Source organism: Vreelandella populi (assembly GCF_003989825.1).
Classification (GTDB): Bacteria; Pseudomonadota; Gammaproteobacteria; order Pseudomonadales; family Halomonadaceae; genus Vreelandella; species Vreelandella populi.
The window spans coordinates 86,468-111,504 of record NZ_RZHE01000003.1; the positions used below are offsets into that span (position 1 = coordinate 86,468).

Sequence of the window (25,037 nt, forward strand, 5' to 3'; positions counted from 1 at the left end):
CAGCTTGGCAACAGTTGAGGGCAGCTACCTTCTTTGCCCTCTTTGTTGGCCTGCAGGAGATAGCGTTGCCCACTCCCCCGGATGCAGAAGGCGTTAGTTGCGAACTCTACCGGCGGCCCGATCACGCTTCGTCATCCCTGCTGCGTGATTTGGCCTGGCTTGCACTTACGCCCGACTTAGTGGAGCTGCCGCCACCGATTCCCTGCGCCGGACGACCTACTCTGCAAGAGCTTGGCCTGCACAAGCGGGAGCATGAGGAATCGCTGACAAAGTGGCTTTTAACGCTTTCCCCAGCCTTATTGGCCACGGCAAGCGACAGAAGAGCGACCCGCCTGGGGCATTATCATGAGCGGTTATGGCATATCCTGCTGGATCACGCCCCTGGTACGCGCCTGCTTGCCCGCAACGTGCGTATTTTCCATAACCGCACAACGCTTGGTGAGCTGGACATGCTCTACCGAACCCGTGCCAACCCGGCGCCGATACATTTAGAAGTGGCAATCAAGTTCTATCTTGGCCTGCCGGAAGGCCCCGGCGATGCCACCAGTTCAAGCCGCTGGATTGGCCCTGGTGGGCTGGACAGCCTGGCGCTTAAATGCCGCCATTTGCATCGCCACCAACTGCCGCTTTCCGCTACGCCATTAGCCTTTACCACCCTTTCGCAGTGGCTAACGCCCCGCGATACCCTGGCCTGCCCGCAGAAGCAACCAGCAACCGCCCTTACCCAGCGCCTTGCCATGCCCGGTGTACTGTTTTACCCCTGGCACGCATCACTGCCTTCACCCCAAGGGGCAACGGACGAACATCGCCAAGGCCTATGGTGTTTTCTGAACGACTGGCCTGACCTTGTGGCAAGCTTTGCCACCCCCTTCACCCTGGCCTGGCTACAAAAGCCCCACTGGCTGGCGCCACCCCACCAAAGCGCCTTTCACCCAGAAAACATCGTAATGCCCGGCATCAGGCAGCTAATTGACCAGCGCGGGCCTCAGCAGGTGATGCTTTACTTCCCCGACCAGCAGCGCTTGGAGCGGGTTTTTATTGTGCCGAACAGCTGGCCCCACCAAGTGCCGTTGCCTGTCTCGCTTCAGGATTAACCCATAAAAAAAGCGCCGCTTACTTTACGTAAGCGGCGCTTTTGCCCAGCCCGTTAACCGTGCTAGATCACGACCAGATTATCGCGGTGAATAAGTTCATGGGCTTCTACATAGCCTAGAATCGCCTCGATCTGGTGGCTGGGCTGACCAACCAGCAGGCGCGCTTCGTCCACCCCATAATTCACCAGTCCCTTGGCCATGGGTATGCCCTGTTCATCTACGCAGACCACCATGTCGCCACGCTTAAACGCACCTTCCACGCCGCGCACCCCTACGGGCAGCAGGCTAGAGCCTTTTTCGCGCAGTACCTTGACCGCACCGGCATCCACAATCAGCGTACCGCGCACCTGCAACTGGCCGGCCAGCCAGCGCTTGCGGGCCGCCATGGGTGCCTGTTCCGGATGCAGCAATGTGCCTAACGCTTCGCCCGCCATAATCCGGTTAATCACCTCCGGCTGGCGGCCGCTGGCAATCACCGTCACCGCGCCAGAGCGTGCAGCAAGCTTGGCCGCGCGCACCTTGGTGCTCATCCCGCCACGCCCCAGCGCCCCGCCGCTACCCGCCACAGCGGCAAGCCGTGGGTCATCGGCGCGCCCTTCGGCAATCATTTTAGCTTCAGGGTTGTGGCGCGGGTCGGCATCAAACAGGCCTTCCTGGTCGGTCAGCAGCAAAAGCGCGTCAGCTTCCAGCAGGTTAGCCACCAGGGCGCCTAACGTGTCGTTGTCGCCAAAGCGGATCTCGTCAGTGACCACGGTGTCATTTTCGTTGATCACCGGGACCACGCGCATCTCCACCAGCGTTCGCAGGGCCGAGAGCGCATTCAGATAGCGCTTGCGATTGGAAAGATCATCGTGGGTCAGCAGGATTTGCGCGGTCAACATGGCGTGGCGGGCGAAATGCTGTTCATAGCATTGGGTCAGGCCGTTCTGGCCAACCGCCGCTGCGGCCTGCAGCTCGTGCACCGCGCTCGGGCGAGCCTGCCAGCCAAGGCGTACCATACCGGCCGCCACGGCGCCTGAGGAGACCAGCACCACTTCCACACCCTGCTGATGCAGTTTGGCTACCTGGTCGACCCAGCCGCCGATGGCGGCTTCATCCAAGCCCCGGCCATCGTTGGTCAAAAGCGCGCTGCCAATCTTGACCACAATGCGCCGGGCGCGGCTCAGGGCCTCGCGGCCCAACCCCTGCTCATGACTCTCCATCCGCTTCAACCTTTCAAGGCATGTTGTTAAGTACGTTTACACCGCTAGACCCGTGCTGACAGCTAATTGATCAGGGCGCGTATTCGACTTCCACATCGTAATCATCATCGTCGAAGTCTTCATCGTCCCCTTCATCGTCGGCTTTTTTGCGTCGACGCCCCAGGCGCTCTTCGATACGGGCCACGGACTCTTCTTCCATGCGCCGACGCATTTCCTGCTCGCGCGCATGCGCCTCTTCATCTTCATTCTCAAGGCGACGCTGCTCGGTCAGCCAGCGGTAGGCCGCTTGAACCAGTTTATCCGTGCCTTCGCTGCTAATCGCAGAGATACGGAACACCGGGCCATCCCAGTTGAGCGCTTCGATAATCGCTTCGGCACGCGCTTCGCGCTCGTCTTCCGGCAGCAGGTCGAACTTGTTCAGCACCAGCCAGCGGGGACGTTCGGAAAGTGCGGGGGAGAACTGACCCAGTTCATGAACAATCGCTTGCGCGGCTTCTACCGGGTCAGACTCATCAAAAGGCGCCACATCGACCACGTGAAACAGTAGCCTCGTGCGGGTCAGGTGCTTGAGAAAACGCAACCCCAACCCCGCACCATCGGAAGCGCCTTCAATCAGACCTGGTACGTCAGCCATCACGAAGTGTTCGTGCATACCCAGCTTCACAACACCCAGATTAGGCACCAGGGTGGTGAACGGGTAGTTGGCAACTTTGGGCTTGGCCGCCGACACCGAACGAATCAGCGTGGATTTACCGGCGTTGGGCATGCCCAGCAGGCCTACATCGGCCATGACCTTCATTTCCAGACGCAGGTTACGCCGGTCGCCTTCGGTGCCGGGTGTGGTGCGCCGCGGCGCGCGGTTGGTGGAGGACTTGAAGTGGATGTTACCCAACCCACGGCGTCCACCTTCCGCCACCAGCACGACCTGGCCAATTTCGGTAACGTCAGCAATGACTTCCAATGTATCGACATCCACCACGGTGGTACCAACCGGCACTTTAACGTGCAGATCAGAGCCTGCCTTGCCGCTCATCTGACGACCCATGCCGCCCTGGCCGTTTTCAGCCTTGTAAAAACGCTGGAACTTGAAATCCACCAGCGTATTCAGCGCATCATCACCAATCAGGTAAACGCTGCCACCATGACCGCCATCACCCCCATCGGGGCCGCCCTTCGGCACATATTTCTCGCGGCGAAAGCTCAGACAGCCATTGCCGCCTTTTCCCGCCTCAACAATAATCGAGGCTTCATCGACGAACTGCATTGGATTCTCCCGGCCGCTTCCGCCGCCCTATATGCAACAACCCTGCCCGAGTGCGGGCAAGTGGGTTCAAACAGACAAAAAAGCCCCGCCATAGCGGGGCTTTTCTTCGTTATCTACGTCCTGCGCAACAAAGGTTGCTTATTCAGAAACGATGCTAACGAACTTGCGGTTTTTCGGGCCTTTGGTCTCGAACTTCACAAAGCCTTCGTTCAGAGCGAACAAAGTGTGATCACGACCCAGACCAACGCCAGTACCCGCGTGGAAGCGTGTGCCGCGCTGACGAACGATGATGCTACCTGCGTTCGCTGCCTGGCCACCGAAAAGTTTCACACCGAGGCGTTTGGATTCGGAATCGCGACCGTTACGCGTGGAGCCGGCTGCCTTTTTATGTGCCATTGCAAATTCTCCTCTTGGGGAATGTAACCGCTTACGCGGAAATTCCGGTAATTTTGACTTCAGTGAACCACTGACGGTGGCCCTGACGCTTCATGCTGTGCTTACGACGACGGAATTTGATGATGGTCACCTTGTCACCGCGGCCGTGAGAAACGATCTCGGCGGAAACTTTGGCACCACTGATCATCGGCGCGCCGATGTTGAAGTCATCGCCGTCTGCAATTAACAGCACTTCATCAAACTCGATCGTTTCGCCGGTAGCGACTTCGATTTTCTCGAGCTTGAGCGTTTGACCTTCCTGAACGCGGTACTGCTTACCACCGCTTTTAATAACTGCGTACATGTCACTCTCCGGACTTGTCGTTAATGCCGCTTCGGCAGCGCTCATCATTTACGCTCTTTCGAGTCGTGCTCTTATTGACCTGCTGCGAGTGGCGCCCCTTTTGGCAGCCATCTGACAGGGAGCATGATGAGTGGGTCGCGGATTATAACGACATTTACCCTCTATCACAAGACTACCGGCCGTTGTCAATTAGCAATTTTCTCATTTGCCACATAGGCTGGCGGTAACGCGCCTTGACGCCTTATCAACAGCCCCATAGCATGACCTCAATTTACGGGGCACGCCCCTTCACCTGCCGCGATGAACGGAACCCATGACTGTCAACGTCTCCCCATCCCCGACTGCCAGCCCAACGCCCTCACCGCTGCACGCCGTGGTGTCAGATGACTTTGAAGCCGTCAACCGGACAATTGTTGAGCAGCTCACCTCCAAAGTCCCCCTCGTCGAAACCATCAGCCAGTACATTATCGAAAGCGGCGGCAAGCGCCTGCGTCCATTACTGGTGCTGTTAGCGGCCCGCTCGCTGGGCTATGAAGGCGACAAGCACATTACGCTGGCCACGCTGATCGAATTCATGCACACCTCGACGCTCTTGCACGACGATGTGGTAGATGAGTCGCATATGCGCCGGGGCAAGAAAACTGCCAACGATGCCTGGGGTAATGCGCCTTCGGTACTGGTCGGCGACTTTCTCTACTCGCGCTCGTTCCAGCTGATGGTAGATGTAGGCTCGATGGAGATCATGGCGATTCTCTCCAGCGCTACCTGCACTATTGCCGAAGGTGAAGTGCTTCAACTGACCAATATTGGCAACCCGGGCATTTCCGAGGCGGATTACTTCGAAACCATTCAGGGCAAGACCGCCATGCTGTTCGAAGCCGCCACCCACAGTGGTGCGGTGCTGGCAAATGCAACGCCCGAGCAGGCCGAAGCCCTTAAACTTTACGGCCGCTACCTGGGGCTTGCCTTCCAGCTGATTGACGACCTGCTGGACTATCAGGGTGATGCCGACGCCATGGGTAAAAACGTCGGCGACGACCTGGCCGAAGGCAAACCCACGCTGCCGTTGATTCACGCCATGGAACAGGGCACGCCGGAGCAGGCCAAGCTGATTCGCCAGGTGATCCGCAAGGGCGGCTTGGAACAACTTGAAGAAGTACTGGCGATTGTGCACACAACCGGTGCTCTTGAGTACACCCGCAAGCGCGCCGACGAAATGGCCGATAAAGCGCTTGCCCAGCTTGAGCTTCTGCCGCCCAGCGCCTACCGCGACAGCATGGCCGAACTCGCCCGTATGGCCGTTGACCGGCAAGCATAAAATTCAGCCCCACACGCTTTCGGGGCTTGAAAAAAAGCACTCTCCTGTGTATGATTCAGCCCCGTTGTAGAGCACTGCTCACAACCTTCGGAATATAGCTCAGCTTGGTAGAGCGCTGCCTTCGGGAGGCAGAGGTCGTAGGTTCGAATCCTGCTATTCCGACCAAAGAACATTATTAAAAACGGCCACTTAGCTCTTTGAGCAAGTGGCCGTTTTTGTTAAGGCAAAGCAGGTTATCTGGCGCCGGGAACAGCACATCACTCAGCGCGCCATCACTTCTTATACGTTCGTTACTGTCCCATCCGCGGCTACTGTCAAAATACTTAAACTTCGGCCATAGACACAGCCCGTATCCAGGCAACGAATATCAGCTCGGCCGGTTGCGCCTTGCAAATCAGACCAGTGACCAAACACCCATAACTCAGATTGCGCTGACCATAGTTCAAACCATGGTACTAGTGGCCCTGTAACCTCCAGAGGCGATTTACAAGTAAAATCTAGTGTCGGTCGATTGGGGTCCGAGATATTACAATAACGCATCTCCGTAAACGCATGAACAGTGTAGCGCCCTGCATCCACATCAGTAACCGCACGCTTATAGGGCGACTGCGCCAGTTGACGCAGCCAGGCGTCGCTGGCATTAAGCATTTGAACATTCGCCTGACAGGCATAACGCTCAGCCTGGGATAAGCTCCAGCCTGGAAAAATACCCGCATGCGTCATTGTTACCCCCAACTGCTGATCGCGCAGCATGAGTGGCTTTTGACGCAACCAGCTTTTCCAATCCACACTGCCCTTATCCTTCAAAACAGGCTGAAGCAGCGTTTTAGCAGAACCATCACCACCTGCAAACAGACTGAGCAAACGAACTTCATGGTTTCCCAGCACCATATTGAAGCTATCACCCAAGGACTCGACCAAGCGTAATACCTCAAGCGAGCCAGGCCCTTTTCCAACCAGGTCACCCACACTCCATAGCTTATCCGTGACAGGATCAAAGCCCGCTCGATTGAGGCACTGCTCCAATGTCTCGATACACCCATGCACATCACCCACGATATAAAGAGACACAGAGCACCTTAATGAAACGCAAGCGCAGAGTGCTGAGTAAAGCTAACGGACAAGCCACTTCCGCGCTCATGCCGCTGATTACTCACTAATGAAAGCAGGGTCTCGCCCAAATCTAACCGGATCCGCCACTGGTGGCCCTCAAATATGCATTGACGCACAGTGCCCGAGAGGTAGTTCACATCAGGATGTTGCTCCTCATCTTTCGAACATAGTTTTATGGAGCTGCTGTGAAGCATCAGGCTGACAGGAGCACCAGGCACTGCCTGAGCGCACTCGGCTAAGCGGCAGACAAGCGTTTGATTCCCAACTGTAAGCCGCCATAACCCATTGCCGATCGCGCTATGCAAATGCGCTGTCAGGCGACTGTCGTAGCCTGCCAAACCCGCCACCCAGGGCGATGCAGGGTCAGCAAATAGTGAGCGAACAGGCCCCACCTGCTCCAGCTTGCCGTGCCGCAGCACCAAGAGTTCATCAGCAAACGCACACGCCTCGAGTGGATCGTGAGTCACATACAAAACGGTTTTGCGCAATCGCTCAAACAGATCTGCCAGCTCATGACGCATTTCCATTCGTAACTGCACATCGAGATTTGATAGCGGCTCATCAAATAACAACACCTCGGGGTCGGTGGCCAGCGCCCGAGCGATGGCCACGCGCTGCTGCTGACCACCCGATAGTTCTGCGGGTAATCTATCGGCGTAGCCATCCAGGTGAAGAAGCGAGAGAAGTTCGTCCACTCGACGCTTGCGTTCTGAACGCGATAGAGACGTTAAGCCATAGCCCACGATATTGCGTACTTTCATATGCGGCCACAGTGCATAGTCTTGAAAGACCATGTTAATAGGTCTTTTTTCAGGGGGAAGCGAAAACCCGCGCTTGGCAATTAAACGGCCATTGATTCGAATCTCACCACTATCAGGATCTTCAAGCCCTGACACCAGCTTTAACAAGGTGGATTTCCCGCATCCTGATGGGCCGAGCACAGCTAACACACGTCCCGTGTCTAAATGAAGGCTTATGTCATCCAGCGCAACAGAATCGCCGTAGTGCCGACTGAGATGGGAAACATCAAGCATGGTGCACCTCAGCGCTTGCCAGTTTTTTTGGAGCATCCGCCTGATGCGTTTGCAATAAGTGCTTAAACAAGCGGCGCACGCTTACCTGAGTGGTCTGAATTAAGCAGAGCGTGAGCGTTGCGGCGATTAAGGTTGAAGCCGTTGATTCGCCATAGAGCCCTTGCTGGAACATACGATCAATCACCACAGGCAGCACCGCATATCCAGGCGGGTGAAGAATCGACGTCACCGCCAAGTCAAAGACGCTGGAGCCAAAGCTTGCAAGCCCAGCCGATAAAAATGCAGCTAGCGTCAGTGGTAGTAGAATCGTTAGTAAGCGCCGCCATAATCCCGCCCCCTGCAAAGCGGCGGCCGCCATAAATGAGTGGGGGATTTGCCCCATCGCACCGAGCAATACTCGAATGGCGATAGGAATAGCACCCGCCATACCGGCCAGGACCAATAAGAAAGGATGCCCATAAAGGTTAAGGCCTAAAGCGCCGAGCCAGGGATGATTCCACAGAAAAATAAACCCGACGCCCAAAATGACACCTGGTACGGCAAGCGTAACGGTCGAAATTACATTGATCAGGCCATTCAAGTAGAACTGACTAAATGTGATCAAATAAGCCGCAAGAAAAGCCACAATCAGACTGGCAGTGGCGGCAATAAGTGCAATCTGAAGCGAATTGGCGAGTGCCTCTTTAAGTGCGGAACCGCTTTGCAAGACAGCCGCGTAATTTCCAAGCGTCAGATTACTGACTACAAAACCTGCCCCAATATTCTCCGTTAACGACACCAGCAGGCTGCTGCCTAACGGGATACCCAACGCGATACCAATAAAGCCGAATGCTACTGCCGTGAATATCCAGCCATTCTTTGAGACCAGCTGATGGCCCGATTCCGCTTTTGCGGTCAGAAAATCGAATCTCGAGCAGCGCAAAAGCCATAGATAAAGTGCGACCGCCGCTACGAGAATGAACATGAGGTAAACCGAAAGCACGCCGGCCAAATCAAATCGAATAGGTGACTGATTAATTGCCGTAAAGATGGTGTAAGGCAGCGTTGGAAAGCGGTAGGTCGTCGCCAAGGCGGCAGGCAAACCGAAATCCCCTAGCGTATCGATGAATACCAGCACCATCCCAGAGAGTATGGCAGGTAGCAAAAGAGGCGCCCGCACCGTGATAAGTGTACGTAAAGGCCCTGCCCCACAAAGCCGCGCTGCATGCTGGTACTCTTTAACGTGCCACTGCATGGCAGCAGTAATCGCCAGATAGGCAAACGGGTAATTTTTTAAGCACATGATCGCCACCAAACCCGGTGGTGAAAAGACCGCATCATATACCCAGGTAGCGCCTAACCATTGGGCAGCGATACCGCTACGAACACTAAATAGTATCCACCCCTGGGCAATAATAAACGACGGCATGATCAGCATCGTCCAGGCACATAAATCCAGCGCCGTGCCGCCTACGCTTGAGCACTTCTGGCGAACAAGCGCAAGCGCACCCCCTATTAACGTGCCAAAGAGCGCTGTATAACCCGCTAGATAAAGCGAGTTCATGAGGGAGACGCGCCACAAACGCCGGTGAAAAAGCTCGCTCAGGTTGCCAAGTCCGGCAAAGCTCAAGTCACCTTGAAGAATGCCAGGCATGAACGCCTGCACCACCACCAGCGCCATGGGTATGGCCACTAACACCAGCAGTATTAAACTGATCCCGATACCCACCGCCGTATCAGGCTTTACCAGCCCAATCCTGTGCGGCTTGCTTAGAGCAGAAGGCATGTTAGTTGACTGCCTGATCAGCAAACCAATTCTTGATCTCCGCTTCATGCTCGTCCGCCCAGTCAGCGGGCGCGACATTGTAGACCGCGTCCTTTGGTGGACCGTAGGTGAGCGGCGTTACCCCTTCAACCGGTGAAAGAAATAGCCCATCCTTGCCGCCGTTATCGGTTAAAAACTGCTGGGTTTCAGGGCTTAGTATCCAGTTAACGAACGCCTCGGCCGCCTCGGTCTGCTCGGTGTTGGCCTGCACCGCAACACCACGTGAAGAGGCCGGTGCCCCACCCTCAGGCCAAACCACGTTAATCGGCTCACCCGCTTCTTGCATGGCGTAGGCGTTAGGCGAAGAGAGCATTGCCACCGCAATCTCCCCAGAACTCAACGCGCGCCCTGTCGGGCCGTTAGTGCGAAACACCCGCAGATCATTTTCCAATATGCCCGTATAAAGCTCACGCGCCTGCTCCATCCCCATGTCGTAGTGCAGCCAAGCAACGCAGGGGTAAGCCGGGGCCGCAACAGCTGGGTCGGCTTGACCCACCATGCCGCGATACTGGCTATCGGCAAGATCGTTAAAGCCTGTGGGCTGGTCGCTGACCATATCCGTGCGGTACGTCAGTACGCAGGAGGCAGTGGTTCCCGCAGGCATCCACGCACGGCTTTCGGGCACTAAAGAGCGTCCCTGCTCAGTTAAATACTGCTCGTTGTCAGGGCTGACACCACGCTTGAGCATCCCCTGCTGATCCAGGCTATGCAGGCTGCCTACCCCGTCAAACAGCACTACATCCCAATTGGGGTTATTGCTTTCCGCCGCGATACGCGCCAGCAAATTGCCGCCGCTCATCTGAACAACCTCGATTTCATAGCCGGTATCCGCTGTGAAACGATCGCCGATAATATCTTCGAAATCGTTGGTATAAAGCACTAAAGGAGACGCGACAGCAACATTGCTAAGCAATGCCACGAAAAGCCCGGTGACCGATTTCATCGATATGACTCCACTGTTGGGGATGCGGCGGATGTTAACGTGGCGCTAATCTAACGCTTGCGCCAGATGTCTTGAATACGCCTTGGAGTCCTATTATTACGGACTCTGTTTGCCGTAATGTGTCACGAAGCTGCAACCTTACCTTGGTAAGTAACAGGATGAATTTGCTAATCAAGAGCGATCTATGACGGGCACAAAACAGTCCAGCGACTCCCTGGCCCAGGTAACGGCATTTGTACAGACCGTACGCCAGCAAGGCTTTGCCGCCGCCGGTAGGAAGTTAGGGCTCTCGGCATCAGCCGTAGGGAAAAGCGTCACGCGGATGGAACAGCGTCTGGGCGTAAAGCTTTTGAATAGAACCACGCGCAGCGTGGTCTTGACCGAAATAGGTCACGCCGTATTCAGCCGCTACTCGCAAGTGCTTGAGCTACTAAAAGAGGTAGATGTATTAGCAGGGCAGGATGCCCAAACGCTCAGCGGGAATTTGAAACTTGACCTGCCCAAGGTGTATGGCGCACGCGTGATCGGCCCCATGCTTTCAAGATTTGCCCGGCAGCACCCGGGCATCAGCCTGGATATTCGCCTCAATGACGAAGTGTGTCATTTGGTCGAAGAGCAAGTGGACCTAGCGGTAAGAATCGGCCCGGTCGCCGACAGCAGCCTAATCGCCCGCCCGCTGGATAGGCAGCGACTCGTCGTGGTTGCCTCTCTCGACTACCTGGAGCGGTATGGCTATCCAGGCCAACCACAGGCGCTACTCGATCACCAGTGCTTGGGTTTTCGCAATGCCTCTACTGGTCGAGTGAGGCCATGGCAATTCAACGATAAAGACGATAAAGAAGCGTCTTTAACGCTCGAGCACCGCTACCGCTTTGATGAGGGAATTGCCGTCAAGCGAGCGGCAGAAGCTGGGTTGGGTGTCGCCCAACTGCCCTCGTATATGGTTCGACGCGCCGTTAAAGAAGGCACGCTGATCAGATTGCTTGATGAGTTTTGTCCCAACGCCATGCCTATTCAATTGATATATGCCCGCGAAAGCAGGCACAACGTGCGCGTACAAACACTGGTAAATTTTTTACTCAGTGAGGCCGGCCAGGGACGATTTGGTCCTGATTAAGCATTTCTTTTATGAAGCGCTAACAACATAGCCTGCTAATAGATATGCTACGATCTCTGCCAGCGTCTCTATCTCTTCTCATATCAGGAAGCCGACCATCAGCCGTTTAGCCCACACCAAAGCCGTGCTGCTGTTTGCCAGCACCATGACCGTGATGTCCGGCGCGATTATTGCGCCTGCCTTGCCGGGCATCAGCCGCCATTTTTCCGAGCATCCGCAGGTGCTGATTCAGCTGATTCTGACCCTACCCGCGCTGATGATTACGCTGTTCAGCCCGCTGATGGGCTATCTGGCTGATCGATTTGGGCGCAAGCTTTTGCTTTTGTTGATGCTGTCCATTTACGGGCTGGCGGGTGGTGCGGGCTTTTTGATCGATAGCGTAGAGCTCTTGTTAGCATCAAGGGCGCTGATGGGCATTGCCGTCGCCGGTATCTTGAGCATTAGCACGACGCTAGTGGGTGATTACTTCGAGGGTAGCGAGCGTGTGCGCTTTCTGGGCCTGCAGAGTAGCTGCATGGCGCTTGGTGGGGTGGTGTTTATCAACTTGGGGGGCTTGCTCTCCGACTGGAGCTGGCGCGGGCCTTTTTTACTCTACCTTACTGGTGTGCTGCTTTTGCCTTATGCCTGGGCGATGCTCAGGGAGCCTCGCCTGCCGGGCGCGACACATGCCGATAGCGCTCAGGCACTGGCGCGCGTCGATTACTGGCGCACCGGCCTTGGCTATCTGATCGCCATGCTGAGCATGATGATGTTTTACATGTTTCCTGCCCAGCTACCCTTTCTGCTTTCCGAGCAGGGTGAGATCAGCGGCATGGCGATTGGCATCGCACTCTCCATGTCTGCACTCACGGCCAGTATCGTGGCGTTTGGCTACGGCTACTACAAGCCGTTTTTCTCGGTCATGACGATTTACGTGCTGGGCTTTGCGCTGGCCGCCACCGGTTTTCTAGTGGTGGGGTTCACCGACAGCTACGCCATGGCCATTGTGGGTGCGGCAATCTCCGGGTTCGGCCTGGGTGCCTTCATGCCCAACACCACCACCTGGCTTATGCGCATTACGCCACAGCGGGTGCGCGGCCGGGTGTTTGGCGGTTTTACCTCCACTTTCTTCTTTGGCCAGTTCATCTCGCCCATTGCGGTCGCCCCGGCGGTTATCTGGCTCGGTTCGCTGCGCAACGTGTTCATTGCCATGGCGGTACTGTGCATCGTGTTCGCCGCTATCCTCATGATGCTGAGCAAAACCTATCTACGCGCGGACAGCCGGCTTTAAGGCGAATTTAATCAGCACCCAGCAACGTCTCATAAAGTGCCACATAGTCTTCGGCCATTCGCCTGGCGCTAAAGCGCTCAAGAAACGCCTTGCGCACACGCTGGCGATCAAGCTCAGGTAGCCGCTTGACGGCGGCAACGGCTTCCTCATGGGAGTCGACGATAAATCCGCTAACGCCCTCTTCAATAATTTCTTCCACCGAACCGTTGCGCCAGGCGATCACTGGCGTACCGCAGGCCATGGCTTCAATCATTACCAGACCAAAGGGTTCCGGCCAATCGATGGGGAACAGCAGCGCGGCTGCCTCACCCAGGAACTGCTGCTTTTGCTGATCATTAACCGTGCCCACATGCTGGATGCGCTCATCAAGCGCGGGCGCTACATGGCGATCAAACCAGCCGGGGTTGCCGACATCGATGCCGCCTGCCAGGCGCAATGAATAGCCCGTGGCGCGCACCACCTCAATAGCCCGATCAGGGCGCTTCTGGTCGGTCATGCGGCCGATAAAGGCTAAATACTCTCCTGAGCCTTTACCTAAATTAAAGCGTTCGGCGTCCAGGCCATGATAAACCGTACCCAGATGATTTTTTTCAGGCAGGGCGCGACCTTGTGATTGAGAGATGGAAGCCACCGGCAAATCGGGAAATCCTTCAAAGAAAAGCTGCCGATCCAGTTCATCAACACGCCAGTGAACGGTTGTCACACTATGTCGGCGACGCTCGCCCAGCACGGCCGCATGGCAGAACTCTCCATGGCAATGAATGATATCGAACTCATCCAAGTGCTGGCGCAAACGCTCCAGCACCAGCGCTTCGAGAACGCCCGGAACGCCTGGCGGCACGTTTTCACGCAGCTGCTGCCAGCGGTAAAGACTTGGTGAGGTTGCCAGATGGCGCGCGCTCGTCTGGCTATCAGAAGGGGCAATCAGCGTTACATCATGCCCCAACGCCACAAGCGCCTCGGTGAGATCAAAGACGATGCGCTCGGTTCCACCATTATCAACAGGCGGTGTTGGAAAGATAACTGGAGCAACTTGGGCAATGCGTATACGCTTTTTCTGAAGCATAGATTGGGTGCACCCTATCCGGTGAAAAGGAATTCACGACATGCATATCGTACATTTGGCGTTACAGGGCTGCCTTCGCGGCAGCGATATCGAATACGGCGTTACGGCCGATACCGGCGGACATATCCGCTACCTGCTGGAACTGGTGGAGGCCTCCGAACAGGACCCCGCCATTGAGCGTATTACGCTGATAACCCGCGCGTTTGAGTGTGAGTTTAGTAAGGTAGACTATACCTGCCCAGTTGAAGTAATTAGCCCGAAGATCACCTTGGTGCGCCTGCCTACCGACTGCCCTGATTATTTACCCAAGGAAGCGCTCTGGCAGGAGCATCCATCGTTTATCGCCGCCTTTGAGCGCTGGCTTGCCACACTGCCCGCCCCACCGGCAGCTCTGCATGCCCACTATGCGGATGCGGGCGAGGTAGCCGCTGAAATCAGTGCCCGCCAGGGCATTCCGTTTGTGTTCACCGCCCACTCGTTGGGGCGCTGCAAGCTTAAATGCCTGGCCGATGGTCAGTTAAACCTGGACGCCGAAACGCAACAGACCTTACAACGGCGCATCGCCTTTGAAGAGCGTGCCATTCGCAATGCCGCGCTGATCATCGCAAGCTCAAGAGATGAAGCCGAGGTTCAGTACGCCGACTACCTGCACTACGATGCCGGCCGAATTCGCGTTATCCCGCCCGGTAGCCATCTGGATGATTTCACCAGTGCCACTTCAACGCCTGCCATTGACGCGATGATGCAGCCGTTTCTGATAGACCCCGACAAACCCGTTCTGCTGGCCATTGCCCGGCCCGTCACCCGCAAGAACCTGGCCGCGCTGGTGTGCGCTTACGGGCAGAGCAAAGCGTTGCAGCAATGTGCCAATCTTGTGATTGTGGCGGGCGTACGCGATCATATTGATGCGCTGGAACCCGAGCTCGCTGATAATCTTCATGAGCTTTTAACGCTGATCGATGATTACAACCTCTACGGCCATGTCGCCTACCCCAAGCATCATGCGCCAGAAGATATCCCGGCGCTTTACGCCTGGGCACGCGAGCGAGGCGGCGTGTTTATCAATCCAGCGCTTAACGAGCCGTTTGGGCTGACCCTACTGGAAGCGTCGGCGGCGGGCCTGCCCTTGATTGCCACCGACAGCGGCGGCCCCAGCGATATTGTCGAGCAATGCGGCAACGGAGTGCTTATCAACCCCCGCCATAATGATGAGATTATCCGCCAGGCGCTTGATCTGTTTCACAACCCCAGCCGCTGGCAGCGCATGGCCGATAACGGCCGGGAAGCCGTCAAGGCCTACGACTGGAAAGGTCATACCCAGTACTATCATGACCTGCTTGCCCGGCTTAGCCAGCCAGCCCTTGAACCGGCCGCGCCCAAGGCGCTTTTGATCTGCGATATCGATAACACCCTGACCGGCTCGCCTGACGGCATACGCGCCTTTACCACCTGGTATGAGGAGCAGCCCACGCTTGGGTTTGGCGTTGCCACCGGGCGCAGTTTTCATAGCGCGCTGTCGATTCTGGAGCAGGCCGGCATCCCTTACCCACAGGTGATCATTTCCTCGGTTGGCTCTGAGATTTATTACCGCAATGACGACGGCGTGACCTATCAACAGGATACCCAGTGGTCAGGGAAAATCGACCGACGCTGGCAACAGGAAGCCGTGCAACAGGCACTCGATGAGGTAGCCGAACTGACGCCCCAGGGGCCACTTGAGCAGCGCCGCCATAAGCTGAGCTATTTCAGCGATGGTGACGCATCCCTGGTGGCGCAGCTTCAAGCCCATTTAAAACAGCGCGGCCTGGCAAGCACGGTGATTCAAAGCCATGGTCGCTATGTGGACATCCTGCCCCTGGAGGCCTCCAAGGGTCAGGCTGTGGAGCACGTACGTCAGCACCTGAACATCGAACGTCAGGCGCTCTATGTCGCCGGCGATTCGGGTAATGATCTGGACATGCTGCGCTCGGCGCCCTGCTCGATTGTGGTCGCCAATCACAGTGATGGGCTGCTGGAGGCTCCCGGTATGGCCCATGTATACAGCGCCCAGGCCCGGCACGCATTGGGGATCATTGAAGGCGTGCAACATTTTCAGCGCAAGCAGAAGACGGGAGGCACGGCATGAAGGTAAGTGCCCTTACGCTGGTCAGAAACCGGCGCGAGCACTTGGTGAATCTCATAGTGAGCCTTGAGGCTCAGCAGCAGTGTCCAGATGAACTGGTCATCGCCTGGATGCAGCCCGAACCGGAAACAGACCTACCTCGAACACGCTTTCCCATTCGTCATGTCATGGTGGAAGGCGACGCCCTGCCGCTCGCCAAAGCGCGTAATCAGGCCGTCAATGCGGCAAGCCATGAGGCTCTGATATTTCTGGATGTTGACTGTATCGCTTCACCCACTCTGGTGTCGCGCTATCGAGACGCGTTGGCCCAGCAGTCGGCGCTTTACATTGGCGAAGTGCATTATCTGCCCGCGAACGCCGTAAGCTATCACGCGGATGGCACGCTGGATTTAGCGCGACTTGCCACACTTGGTGAACGCCACCCGGCGCGTCCCGCCCTCAGTGAACAGGAAATCCGCTTCGAGCCTGACCATGGCAATCTCTGGGGGCTATCGTTTGCCCTGATGCGCCAAGACCACCAGCGCGCAGGCGGCATGGATGAGGGCTATATCGGCTACGGCGGCGAGGAAACCGACTACGCCTGGCGTTTGGCAGCGGCGGATGTGCCGCTTTACTGGGTGGGCGGCGCGCTTGCCTGGCATCAGCATCACCCCATGTATGCCCCACCCTGGCCCCACTTTGAGGCGATTATCGCCAACGCCCGACGCTTTTATCACCGCTGGGAGCAGTGGTGCATGGAGTACTGGTTAAACCAGTTTAGTGAGGCGGGTGCCATCCGCTGGTCGCCGAAAGCGGACAGCATTGAGGTTATAAGGCAGCCCACGCAGCAGGAGATCAGCACTGCGCGTCTGCCCGCTAGCGCACGCTACGGTTGAGTGTCATTAACCGCCATAGCGACGGATGAACACTCGGCCGCTCTATCTTCATGCTCCGGTGTTGGTTGGCCCGCCTGAGGCGTGGCGGCGCCTTCCCATAATTGGTCAACACAGGATTCCAGCCACTGGGCGGCGCGGCGCGCGGCGTCTGCGCTGTAAAGCTCGCTCAGCGCGCTGACATCCAGCCCTCGGGCTTGTTCCAGCACGGTCTGCCAGCCGGCGAAGTCGCCGGGCCAGACGGCCATGTTGACCGCCGCGCCCAGCTCCGCCAGCCGCTCGGCCTTACGGGTCTGCTCACCAAAGTAGCGCCACTCGGGCGCCACGATATAGGGGCGCTTCAGCATGGCAATTTCATGTACGGTATTGTCACCCGCCGAGGCCAGCACGATATCGCTGGCGGCGAGATAATCCACCACGTTATCGACCCAGCCCGCATTGACCAGATTGGCAAAATCGGTCTCGTGGCCTTCCAGGCGCAGCGGGCCAATGGTGAGAAACAGCGTATTGGGTGCCGCCCTTGCGGCCACGGTCAGCGGCGCATAAGGCGTGCCCGAACCGCCTCCTCCTGTGAGCACCAGAACGATCTCACGATCCGGATCAAGCCCCAGCCGGCGACGCGCCTCGGCACGCTCGGGCATCTCGGGCGCGGTAGTACACAACCCCCCGGTGTAGAGCGTCTTTTGCCGTAAATGGTCAGGGTAATCGGCCTGCTCCAGGCGCTCATCAAACGGCGCCAGCATGCCCACGCATGCCTCATAGGCACCAATATGCCCTGGGTCGTTGCGATCGCCGTGCATGCGGACCTTGACCGCCGGAACGCTTGCGATACGCGAAAGCAGGGCAAGCTCCGCCGACACATCGATCACGAAAAGCCCGGTGTCGGTATCGTCAAGGTGATCCAGAATGCGCCGCATGGTCTGACGCATTTCTACCACGCCCATAGGCACGCAGTGCATGACGGAAGGCGTAGGCTGATCAAACAGCGCCTGGGTGGGTACATCCGCACCAATCATGTCGGGTAGCGGTATAAGCTCGATTTCGCGCTCGAAACCATCGAACAGCGACGGGTCCGCAGTCATGACGCTGACCGGGCGGTCAGGCGAGAATTCACGAATAATCGCCATGGTGCGCCGCGCATGACCACGCCCTTGGTGATGAACAAAAAAACTGATGGGTTTCTTCATAGCGTGCACACTCCCTTGTGTTAATCGGCGCCGAACCTGCTCCGCCGCCGTGGCCGCTTCCGTGGCCTGATGATTCAAGTCGACCTGTCGTTGTTTAACAACGCTTCTTAAGCGGCATTATTGCTGCATACGACGCTAAGCATAGCTGGCACCAGCAAAAATGCCTGCCAGCTTATCCCTCCAGAAGGTACGCCGACCTTCAAGAAGGAGAAAAGATCAGCCCTATAATGCTGACAAAGATCAGCACTCCTCCGAGTACCCGGAAGAACACGCCCGTATCGGCCTTGACGATGTAGCGGTGCGCCCGCTCGCCCAGCAGATGACCGGCAAATGCGCAGGGCAATAGCCACAGCTGATGAATCAATTGTAGATCCACCCCGGCAAACAAAAACGAGATCATCTTGATCACGACCAGGATAAACCACAGCACAAACATGGTGTCGCGCAGCTGTTCCTTGACGACATGCGAGGCAAACACGGCGACGATCAGTGGAGCACCAATCAGGGAAGTCCCGCTGACATAGCCGCCCAGGGCCAGTAGCACATAGTCGACATATTTGTTGTTGCTTTTAAACGGCTTATTGAGCACGTAGCCAATGGCGTAGACCAACACGATGCCGAAAATGATGCTGGTCATGATATTGGCAGGCAGCGTTAACAGCCCCACTACGCCCACCAGCTTGGGGATAATCATGATTTTCAGGGCTTTCCGTAAATAGCCCCAATCAATATTGCTCTCAGCGGAAGCGTTGCCGCTCTCTCGCTTTATTTGACGGTTGCCCTGCCAGGCAATCCAGCTGGAGAAGATCAGTAGATGAACAGCGATAATCGGCAGGAAAAGTAGCGGATCGTTAACGACCAGTAATAAGAAAGGCAGTGCCAGCACCGCGCCGCCAAACCCCAGGCTGGTTCTGACAAAACCGCTCCAGGCAAAGATCAGCCCGATCAACGCATATTGATACCACACCAAATCCGCCATTCACTCACGCCCCCGGTTATTGAGATGATCGTCCGCCCACTGCCCACCAGCTGGGTAACAGCGCCTGCACGCCGGGTTGGGCAAAGCGGTCATCCATTAATACCACAACCCCTTCATCGTCGGGGCTGCGGATCACTCGTCCGGCCGCCTGTACCACCTTGATCATCCCGGGAATGCGGTAGGTGTAGTCATCCCCCTGGCCAAATCTTGCCGAAAGGCGCGCTTTAAGGGCTTCGTTGAAGGCATTGAACGGCGGCAGGCCCAGCGTTGCGATAAACGCTCCAATCAGCCGGTCACCGGGCAGGTCGACGCCTTCAGCAAAGACACCGCCCAGCACGGCAAACCCGATGCCCTGCCCGCCCGGCGTGAAGCGCTGCAGGAAAGCCTCCCGCTCGGCTTCACGCATGCCCGGTGTTTGGGCAAATACGGGTACGTCAGGATACTGTTCATTAAACCGCTTAAGCGCAGCATCGAGGTAGGTAAAGCTACTGAAAAATGCCAGATAGTGGCCCGGCGCCTGCTGATACTGCTGAGCCATCTCGGCCACAATCGGTGTAAGCGACGCCTCCCGATCGCGAAAGCGTGTAGAGATATCCCGGCGAATGCGCACCTCAAGCTGACGGGCCACAAAGGGTGAGCATACCTCGCGCCATACGGTGTTCGCCGGAAGCCCCAGCAAATCACGGTAGTAGTGCGCGGGCGTGAGTGTGGCTGAAAACAGTACGGCGCAGTGAGCCGCCTTGAAACGAGGCGTTAGAAAGTCCGCTGGTATCAGATTACGCAAGCCGATCAGGGCCTTTCCCCGTCCCTCTAGGGTTATATCGCACAGCGAGTGATCGCCGAAATTCTCCGCCAGGCGACAAAACGCTAACGCCTCAAACAGTAGTTCCTGGAGTTCAAAAGAGGCGTCTTCCGGATGCTCGCCCAGGTGGTTGGTGATCGAGGCGGCGGCGTTTTGCAGGGCACCCACCAGCTTATCGGGTAGTGTGTCGAGCAGGTGATAGTCTGTCCGGTCCGTATCATCCGGCGTACTTTCGGCAACTTCTTTAACCACCGCCTGCCACTGCCGGCCAAGGCTTGTTAAAGAGCGGCTAAGTGCTTTTGGAGCGCTGCGGCGTACCCGATTAAAGCGCTGCTGGTCGAGCTCGGCGCTGTACATGCCTCGCGCCCGCTCCACCAGATTATGCGCTTCATCCACCAGCAGCCCGACATGCCAATCATTGGCCTGCGCCAGGCCATGGAGCAGCGCATGGCGATCAAACCAGTGGTTAACGTCACCGACAATCACATCCGCCCAGCGCGCCAGCTCCTGGCCTAGGTAATAAGGGCAGACGCTGTGGGCAAGCGCCACCTTGCGAAGCGCGTCGCGGTCCCACCAGTTTTCAGCCACGGCGGCCTGACGCGCAGCGGGTAGCCGATCATAAAAGCCCGCGGCCAGTGGACAGGCCTCGCCATGGCAGGCGGTTCCTGGATATTCGCAGGCTTTGTCGCGCGCAATCAGCTCAAGCACGCGAGGCGCAGCGTTTGCTGCATGTTCAGGGGCCTGTTCATCAGGGCGAAGTTGCGCCAGGGCATCCAGTGCCAGGCGTCGCCCCGGCGTTTTCATGGTCAGGAAGGCGATGCGGTCAAGGCGCTGGCGGGGCATGGCGGTGAGCATGGGGAACAACGTGCCCAGGGTTTTGCCAATCCCGGTAGGCGCCTGGGCAAGCAAACAGCGCCCAGTGCTGGCGGCTTTGTAAACATCTTCGGCCAACTCACGCTGACCGGGACGAAACGTGGCGTGAGGAAAGCTGAGTGTCGTTAACGCCGCATCACGCGCCAGGCGGTGTTCGGCTTCCTGCTCGGCCCAGGCGATAAAGCGCTCGCATTGAATGGTAAAGAACGCCTCAAGCTCAGACGCCTGCGCGTTCTGGCTGAGCAGGGTCTCTTTCTGGGTAGCGATATCCAGATACACCAGCGTCAGCGTGACCTCATCAAGGCCGCGTGCCCGGCATAACAGAGCGCCGTAAATCCTTACTTGCGCCCAGTGCAACGCGCGCTGGTTGTCGGCCATGCGGTCAAGGTTGCCGCGGTAAGTCTTGACCTCTTCCAGGCGGTTTTCAGCAGGGTCGTACCCATCAGCGCGCCCGGTCACGGTCAGGCTTTTATACGTACCGGAAAGCGGCAGTTCAGCCATGTAGCCATCACCCCGGCGGCTAGCAATCAGGATATGCCCGGCAATGCCTTCCTGAGCGCTGGGCGAGGGAGTAAAGCGGTGATCCAGATCGCCTTCACGGGCGGTAAAATCACACAGCGCGCGAACGGCAATCCGATACTCTGCTGTGGCGCTACTCATCGCGTCCTTGGTCATAACGCAGCTGGCGAGTCAGCCAGCCACTGCACGTAGCATACCGCGACTGGAATATGATGCTGATGAAAAAACGCCAGCCAACGGCGCTGATTATCCTGAAGCCGGTCACCGGGGCCTTTTACTTCGATAAGTCGATAACGCGGCTCACTCGGCGGTGCGTCAGGCAGAAACTGGATCAGATCGGGCAACCCTGCCCGGTTAGCCTTTATGTCCTGTAAGAGCCGCCCAAAACAGGCTTTTAAATGAGTAGCGGGCAGGCACTCAAGCGCCAGCGCTAAAAGCGTTTCATCCAGTAATGGCCAATGTACAAAGGGTGAAGCTAAGCCGTGCTTCTCCTGCCAGGTAGTATGAATCGCCTGCCGGTAGCTGCCATCCTCCAGCCGGGCCAGGCACTCATCAAACAGCCCACGCCGCCGGGCGACAAAATCTTCACGATGTAGATCCGCAGGGCCGCTATGAAACGGATGAAAAAACGCCCCCGGTAGCGGAGCAAAGATGGCTGGCCAGCAGAGCAGGCCAAACAGCCCGGTGATTAAGGTATTTTCCGTATAGTAAACCGGCGCCTCAGGTGAGCCAATGTGCAGGGCGACGGCGCGCTCCACTGGCTGAGGCCCAGGAAGTGTTAACTCCCAGCGCGTGTAGGCTGGCTCGCGCACGGGCGGCTGTGCGTCAATTTTTAGCTTCTTGCGCAGTCGGGGCAGTAACCGGGCGAGCGCCTGAGCTTCGGTTTCATTGGGTGTCAGGCTCTGAGCGTTCATCGCCAAGTCAAATGCTTCCTGATGCCTGCGCAGGCGCTCCAACACGCGCAGCTGGCGGATACGCGCTTCACTACTCTCAGCTTTTGCATACAGTAAAACGGCCTGCTCGGCCTGACCGCTGCGCTCCGCTTCTCGCCCCAGCTGCAGCAGCAAGCGGGCGCGGCGGGTAGCAAGCCAGGCGTTACCCGGCCTGGGCGGCAGCTCAAGGCTCAGCTGTTCAAAGGGTTCGCCCTCATCCAGGCGCTGGCGCAGCCGGTGCAGAGCCAAATAGGCATTCACTTCTTCACGCTGCTGAAAAGCACGCGAGGTGGTGGTGAACGGTACGCTTTCAAACTGCTGCAAGCCAAGCTCTGTGAGTACGAACTCGGCCCAGTCCTGGCGCAGGTTGCCAAAGAACATCAGCCGCAGCCGGTCACAGATGTCCATCACCATAAGGCGCACGATGTTATCCGGCGCCATTGGCCACCACTCGGTTAACGATTTTATCTCGGTGAGTTGGGACGTTAGCGTGGCTTGCAGCACTGCCTTGCCAGCAGAGGCTGGAAGTCCGGCGTCGCGCATGGGAGTGGCCAGCGCTGAGCGCAGCTCGGCAAGGCGCAGCTGGTGAAACAGCTCATCCACACTGAGTGTCGGGGCCGCGTCCACCCAACCAAGCTCAACCAACGGAGCCAAGGCATCCGACGTATCGCCTATTTCGCGGTAGCTGAGTTTGCCCAGACGGAATAGCTCGCCCTTGCGCATCACCATACGCGCAAGCAGCGCCTGGGAAGCCTGCGGCAGCGTATCGAAATGGCGTAGAAAGGCGAGCTCGTCAGGATCTAACAGGTCGGCGTGGCGCTCACTCACCCAGGCCAGCACGAACCGGAAGTTCGTCAGGTAGTAAAAAGGGTCGTCGAGCGAGGCGGTAACCGGGGCGGGAGCACTGTTCATTTATCCATTGTATCAGGGCGGAGCTGAGCACAGCCAGTTTTCAGGCAAACCCTAGCCCACACGATGCTGCATCAATATCTCAAGTGCTTGATCCGGCTCTTTTTGAGTAGTATCCACCGGCGTGGCAGTGCGGCTTCTGACGCTGGATTTATGCCCACCGCCGACCAGCACATACCACTCGCCCTCGGTCAGGTAACGTTGGCACCAGCGGCCCAGCGCATCGGCTACCGCTTCACGGCTACGTTCACCGCCACGAAAGCCATGGGCCAGATAGAGCAGGTCCTGCCGGGCAGTGCGCGCACGGGCATTGCCACCGTGCACCTTGGAAAGCGGGCAGCGCCGGTCGTAGGCCGCGTTGGTTAATGCATTAAGCCAACGCTCCAATTCATGTGCCTGAATACCGCCGTAAACTGCCACGCCTGCGCTCCCTGCCCGTTAAGTGGGGCATTAGCCTGCCCGAATAACGGGCGGCTGTCATCACTCTTGCGAGCTTTCCCGTTCAAACCCTTGTAACACATTGACAACGTTGACACCTATTTCATTCACTGCATAGCCTCCTTCCATTAAAAAGGTGGTGGGCAGTCCCGCTTGCGCCAAGCGCTTACCCAGCGCGGTGAAATCATCACTTTTAAAGGTGAAGGCGCTGATCGGGTCCCCTTCGAAAATATCCACGCCGAGCGACACGATCAAAAGCTCACACCCGTGCGCCTCAATCGCCGTTAGTGCCTGCTCCAACGCCTGCATCCAGGTGGCAACGCTTGTGCCTGGCGGCATAGGGTAATTGAGCGTAAATCCCTTGCCCTCTCCCTCACCGGTCTCATCGGCATAACCCAGGTAGTAGGGAAAGGTCACATCCGGGTCGCCGTGCAGGGATGCAAACAGCACATCGCTGCGTGCATAGAAAATCTGTTGGGTGCCGTTACCGTGGTGGAAATCCACGTCCAGCACCGCCACGCGCCGCTTGCCGGCATCAAGTGCCTGTTGGGCCGCCACCGCCGCATTATTGAAAAAGCAGTAGCCGCCGAACTGATCAAAAGCGGCGTGATGGCCCGGCGGGCGGCATAGCGCAAAGCTTGGCTCACTGGTTTCCAGGGTATGCAGCACGGCCCCCAGAGCGGCGTCCTTGCTGCCCATGGCAGCGCTGAACGTCCCTTCGGAAATGGAGGTTTCTGCCGCCAGGGCGTAGTAACCAAGCTGCCCGCTAATCGAGCGGGGAATGTGGTCACCGCGCATGGAACGCGCAGGCCAGATATTGGGGATTGCTTCGCCCTGATGGCCCGCCGCTTGCCATGCCTGCCAGCAGGTTTCCAGAAAGCTTACGTAGCCTGCATCATGAACGGCGCGCACCGGTTCCAGGCCATAGGCATGTGGGGCACGCACTTCAAACCCTGCTTGCTGGATATGCTTGAGCACCAGATCAATACGTTCGGGGCACTCGAAGGGTGTAACGAGAGCCCCGTCATGAAGCTCCGTACGCGCTTGACGCAGGCGGCTGTCCTCGGAGAAAAACGTAAGCATGCAGGCTCCTTCATGTGGGCGGCCAGGCCTGGAGTCTGCTCAGCCGTCAAGACAGTGGTATGGGTATGTTAGTCCACTTCCAGCGGGTGGGGCCAACCCATCGCCCAACGGCGTTTTTGGGTGGGGGTTTGCTGCTTCAACTGATACTCCGCCCGGCTTGCCGATGCCCTGTCGGCAAACGGCTGAGCCCCCAGCAGGGCTACCGGCGGGTTAGCCCGCGTATAGCGTGCCCCTTTGCCCGTACAGTGGGCGCGGTAGCGTTTGGTAATGTTATTGGTGATGCCTACGTAGGTACCACGTTGACACTCCAGTAAATAGACATACCAGCAGTTCGAGGAAGATAACGCCATCCCTATT

General features: G+C 57.4%; 22 protein-coding genes and 1 tRNA gene. 7 read left to right on the plus strand and 16 right to left on the minus strand.

Going from position 1 to position 25,037, the window contains the following annotated elements:
• Positions 1-65 precede the first annotated feature (65 nt).
• Positions 66-1,094, plus strand: coding sequence for a DUF1853 family protein (locus ELY25_RS02080; RefSeq protein ID WP_126949653.1), 1,029 nt, complete (start codon positions 66-68; stop codon positions 1,092-1,094).
• Positions 1,095-1,156: 62 nt separating this feature from the next.
• On the opposite strand, the gene proB is transcribed toward ELY25_RS02080, so the two are convergent.
• From proB to rplU, 4 genes are all read right to left on the minus strand, one after another.
• Positions 1,157-2,296: a glutamate 5-kinase gene (gene proB, locus ELY25_RS02085; protein WP_126949654.1), complete on the minus strand. Its 1,140-nt coding sequence runs from the start codon at positions 2,294-2,296 to the stop codon at positions 1,157-1,159.
• Positions 2,297-2,366: 70 nt separating this feature from the next.
• Entirely contained in the window at positions 2,367-3,560 is a 1,194-nt protein-coding gene (gene obgE, locus ELY25_RS02090) for a GTPase ObgE (protein WP_126949655.1), read from the minus strand.
• Positions 3,561-3,698: 138 nt separating this feature from the next.
• Complete coding sequence (rpmA, locus tag ELY25_RS02095; protein WP_018917617.1) at positions 3,699-3,956, minus strand: 50S ribosomal protein L27; 258 nt, start codon at positions 3,954-3,956, stop codon at positions 3,699-3,701.
• 31 nt (positions 3,957-3,987) lie between these two features.
• A complete protein-coding gene (gene rplU, locus ELY25_RS02100; protein ID WP_126949822.1) occupies positions 3,988-4,299 on the minus strand; it encodes a 50S ribosomal protein L21 in 312 nt (103 codons plus the stop codon).
• Between the two features lie 313 nt (positions 4,300-4,612).
• On the opposite strand from rplU, the gene ispB reads away from it, so the two are divergent.
• Positions 4,613-5,617: an octaprenyl diphosphate synthase gene (gene ispB / locus ELY25_RS02105; RefSeq protein WP_126949656.1), complete on the plus strand. Its 1,005-nt coding sequence runs from the start codon at positions 4,613-4,615 to the stop codon at positions 5,615-5,617.
• A gap of 88 nt (positions 5,618-5,705) precedes the next feature.
• A tRNA-Pro gene (locus ELY25_RS02110) sits at positions 5,706-5,782 on the plus strand.
• Between the two features lie 114 nt (positions 5,783-5,896).
• Here the strand turns inward: ELY25_RS02110 and ELY25_RS02115 are convergent.
• The 4 genes from ELY25_RS02115 to ELY25_RS02130 are packed head-to-tail and all read right to left on the minus strand — an operon-like array spanning position 5,897 to position 10,511.
• A complete protein-coding gene (locus ELY25_RS02115) occupies positions 5,897-6,688 on the minus strand; it encodes a symmetrical bis(5'-nucleosyl)-tetraphosphatase (RefSeq protein WP_126949657.1) in 792 nt (263 codons plus the stop codon).
• An 8-nt stretch (positions 6,689-6,696) separates the two neighbouring features.
• On the minus strand, positions 6,697-7,764 hold the full coding sequence (locus ELY25_RS02120) for an ABC transporter ATP-binding protein (protein WP_185856285.1): 1,068 nt from the start codon (positions 7,762-7,764) through the stop codon (positions 6,697-6,699).
• Positions 7,757-9,529: an ABC transporter permease gene (locus ELY25_RS02125; protein WP_185856283.1), complete on the minus strand. Its 1,773-nt coding sequence runs from the start codon at positions 9,527-9,529 to the stop codon at positions 7,757-7,759. Before ELY25_RS02125 ends, ELY25_RS02120 begins: the two co-directional genes overlap by 8 nt.
• Before the next feature lies 1 nt (position 9,530).
• Complete coding sequence (locus ELY25_RS02130; protein WP_126949660.1) at positions 9,531-10,511, minus strand: ABC transporter substrate-binding protein; 981 nt, start codon at positions 10,509-10,511, stop codon at positions 9,531-9,533.
• Between the two features lie 184 nt (positions 10,512-10,695).
• Between ELY25_RS02130 and ELY25_RS02135 the strand changes: the two genes are divergently transcribed.
• Complete coding sequence (locus tag ELY25_RS02135; protein WP_126949661.1) at positions 10,696-11,628, plus strand: LysR family transcriptional regulator; 933 nt, start codon at positions 10,696-10,698, stop codon at positions 11,626-11,628.
• 124 nt (positions 11,629-11,752) lie between these two features.
• Positions 11,753-12,898: an MFS transporter gene (locus tag ELY25_RS02140; RefSeq protein WP_272482555.1), complete on the plus strand. Its 1,146-nt coding sequence runs from the start codon at positions 11,753-11,755 to the stop codon at positions 12,896-12,898.
• A gap of 7 nt (positions 12,899-12,905) precedes the next feature.
• Here ELY25_RS02140 and ELY25_RS02145 read toward each other — a convergent pair whose 3' ends face one another.
• On the minus strand, positions 12,906-13,964 hold the full coding sequence (locus tag ELY25_RS02145) for a glycosyltransferase family 4 protein (RefSeq protein WP_126949662.1): 1,059 nt from the start codon (positions 13,962-13,964) through the stop codon (positions 12,906-12,908).
• 40 nt (positions 13,965-14,004) lie between these two features.
• On the opposite strand from ELY25_RS02145, the gene ELY25_RS02150 reads away from it, so the two are divergent.
• Both ELY25_RS02150 and ELY25_RS02155 read left to right on the plus strand, forming a co-directional pair.
• Complete coding sequence (locus tag ELY25_RS02150; RefSeq protein ID WP_126949663.1) at positions 14,005-16,089, plus strand: HAD-IIB family hydrolase; 2,085 nt, start codon at positions 14,005-14,007, stop codon at positions 16,087-16,089.
• A complete protein-coding gene (locus ELY25_RS02155) occupies positions 16,086-16,961 on the plus strand; it encodes a glycosyltransferase family 2 protein (protein WP_126949664.1) in 876 nt (291 codons plus the stop codon). Before ELY25_RS02150 ends, ELY25_RS02155 begins: the two co-directional genes overlap by 4 nt.
• Here the strand turns inward: ELY25_RS02155 and ELY25_RS02160 are convergent.
• The 7 genes from ELY25_RS02160 to ELY25_RS02190 all read right to left on the minus strand — a co-directional run bounded on the left by ELY25_RS02160 (position 16,952) and on the right by ELY25_RS02190 (position 25,030).
• Entirely contained in the window at positions 16,952-18,145 is a 1,194-nt protein-coding gene (locus ELY25_RS02160; RefSeq protein ID WP_236995621.1) for a glycosyltransferase, read from the minus strand. The two genes, ELY25_RS02155 and ELY25_RS02160, sit on opposite strands and share 10 nt — an antisense overlap.
• A 199-nt stretch (positions 18,146-18,344) precedes the next feature.
• Complete coding sequence (locus tag ELY25_RS02165; RefSeq protein WP_126949665.1) at positions 18,345-19,124, minus strand: sulfite exporter TauE/SafE family protein; 780 nt, start codon at positions 19,122-19,124, stop codon at positions 18,345-18,347.
• Between the two features lie 16 nt (positions 19,125-19,140).
• Complete coding sequence (locus ELY25_RS02170; RefSeq protein ID WP_126949666.1) at positions 19,141-21,459, minus strand: ATP-dependent DNA helicase; 2,319 nt, start codon at positions 21,457-21,459, stop codon at positions 19,141-19,143.
• Between the two features lie 11 nt (positions 21,460-21,470).
• Positions 21,471-23,162: a VRR-NUC domain-containing protein gene (locus ELY25_RS02175; protein WP_126949667.1), complete on the minus strand. Its 1,692-nt coding sequence runs from the start codon at positions 23,160-23,162 to the stop codon at positions 21,471-21,473.
• Positions 23,163-23,213: 51 nt separating this feature from the next.
• On the minus strand, positions 23,214-23,579 hold the full coding sequence (locus ELY25_RS02180) for a hypothetical protein (RefSeq protein WP_126949668.1): 366 nt from the start codon (positions 23,577-23,579) through the stop codon (positions 23,214-23,216).
• A 60-nt stretch (positions 23,580-23,639) separates the two neighbouring features.
• Complete coding sequence (locus ELY25_RS02185; RefSeq protein ID WP_126949669.1) at positions 23,640-24,680, minus strand: histone deacetylase family protein; 1,041 nt, start codon at positions 24,678-24,680, stop codon at positions 23,640-23,642.
• 68 nt (positions 24,681-24,748) lie between these two features.
• Positions 24,749-25,030, minus strand: coding sequence for a GIY-YIG nuclease family protein (locus tag ELY25_RS02190; RefSeq protein ID WP_126949670.1), 282 nt, complete (start codon positions 25,028-25,030; stop codon positions 24,749-24,751).
• Positions 25,031-25,037: the final 7 nt, after the last annotated feature.

Coding starts and splice junctions, on each gene's coding strand:
- proB (WP_126949654.1), bottom strand. CDS start 2,296: ATGGAGAGTCATGAGCAGGGGTTGGGCCGCGAGGCCCTGAGCCGCGCC.
- ELY25_RS02135 (WP_126949661.1), top strand. CDS start 10,696: ATGACGGGCACAAAACAGTCCAGCGACTCCCTGGCCCAGGTAACGGCA.
- ELY25_RS02185 (WP_126949669.1), bottom strand. CDS start 24,680: ATGCTTACGTTTTTCTCCGAGGACAGCCGCCTGCGTCAAGCGCGTACG.
- rpmA (WP_018917617.1), bottom strand. CDS start 3,956: ATGGCACATAAAAAGGCAGCCGGCTCCACGCGTAACGGTCGCGATTCC.
- ispB (WP_126949656.1), top strand. CDS start 4,613: ATGACTGTCAACGTCTCCCCATCCCCGACTGCCAGCCCAACGCCCTCA.
- ELY25_RS02175 (WP_126949667.1), bottom strand. CDS start 23,162: ATGAACAGTGCTCCCGCCCCGGTTACCGCCTCGCTCGACGACCCTTTT.
- ELY25_RS02150 (WP_126949663.1), top strand. CDS start 14,005: ATGCATATCGTACATTTGGCGTTACAGGGCTGCCTTCGCGGCAGCGAT.
- obgE (WP_126949655.1), bottom strand. CDS start 3,560: ATGCAGTTCGTCGATGAAGCCTCGATTATTGTTGAGGCGGGAAAAGGC.
- ELY25_RS02165 (WP_126949665.1), bottom strand. CDS start 19,124: ATGGCGGATTTGGTGTGGTATCAATATGCGTTGATCGGGCTGATCTTT.
- ELY25_RS02120 (WP_185856285.1), bottom strand. CDS start 7,764: ATGCTTGATGTTTCCCATCTCAGTCGGCACTACGGCGATTCTGTTGCG.
- ELY25_RS02145 (WP_126949662.1), bottom strand. CDS start 13,964: ATGCTTCAGAAAAAGCGTATACGCATTGCCCAAGTTGCTCCAGTTATC.
- ELY25_RS02160 (WP_236995621.1), bottom strand. CDS start 18,145: ATGAAGAAACCCATCAGTTTTTTTGTTCATCACCAAGGGCGTGGTCAT.
- rplU (WP_126949822.1), bottom strand. CDS start 4,299: ATGTACGCAGTTATTAAAAGCGGTGGTAAGCAGTACCGCGTTCAGGAA.
- ELY25_RS02125 (WP_185856283.1), bottom strand. CDS start 9,529: ATGCCTTCTGCTCTAAGCAAGCCGCACAGGATTGGGCTGGTAAAGCCT.
- ELY25_RS02155 (WP_126949664.1), top strand. CDS start 16,086: ATGAAGGTAAGTGCCCTTACGCTGGTCAGAAACCGGCGCGAGCACTTG.
- ELY25_RS02170 (WP_126949666.1), bottom strand. CDS start 21,459: ATGAGTAGCGCCACAGCAGAGTATCGGATTGCCGTTCGCGCGCTGTGT.
- ELY25_RS02130 (WP_126949660.1), bottom strand. CDS start 10,511: ATGAAATCGGTCACCGGGCTTTTCGTGGCATTGCTTAGCAATGTTGCT.
- ELY25_RS02190 (WP_126949670.1), bottom strand. CDS start 25,030: ATGGCGTTATCTTCCTCGAACTGCTGGTATGTCTATTTACTGGAGTGT.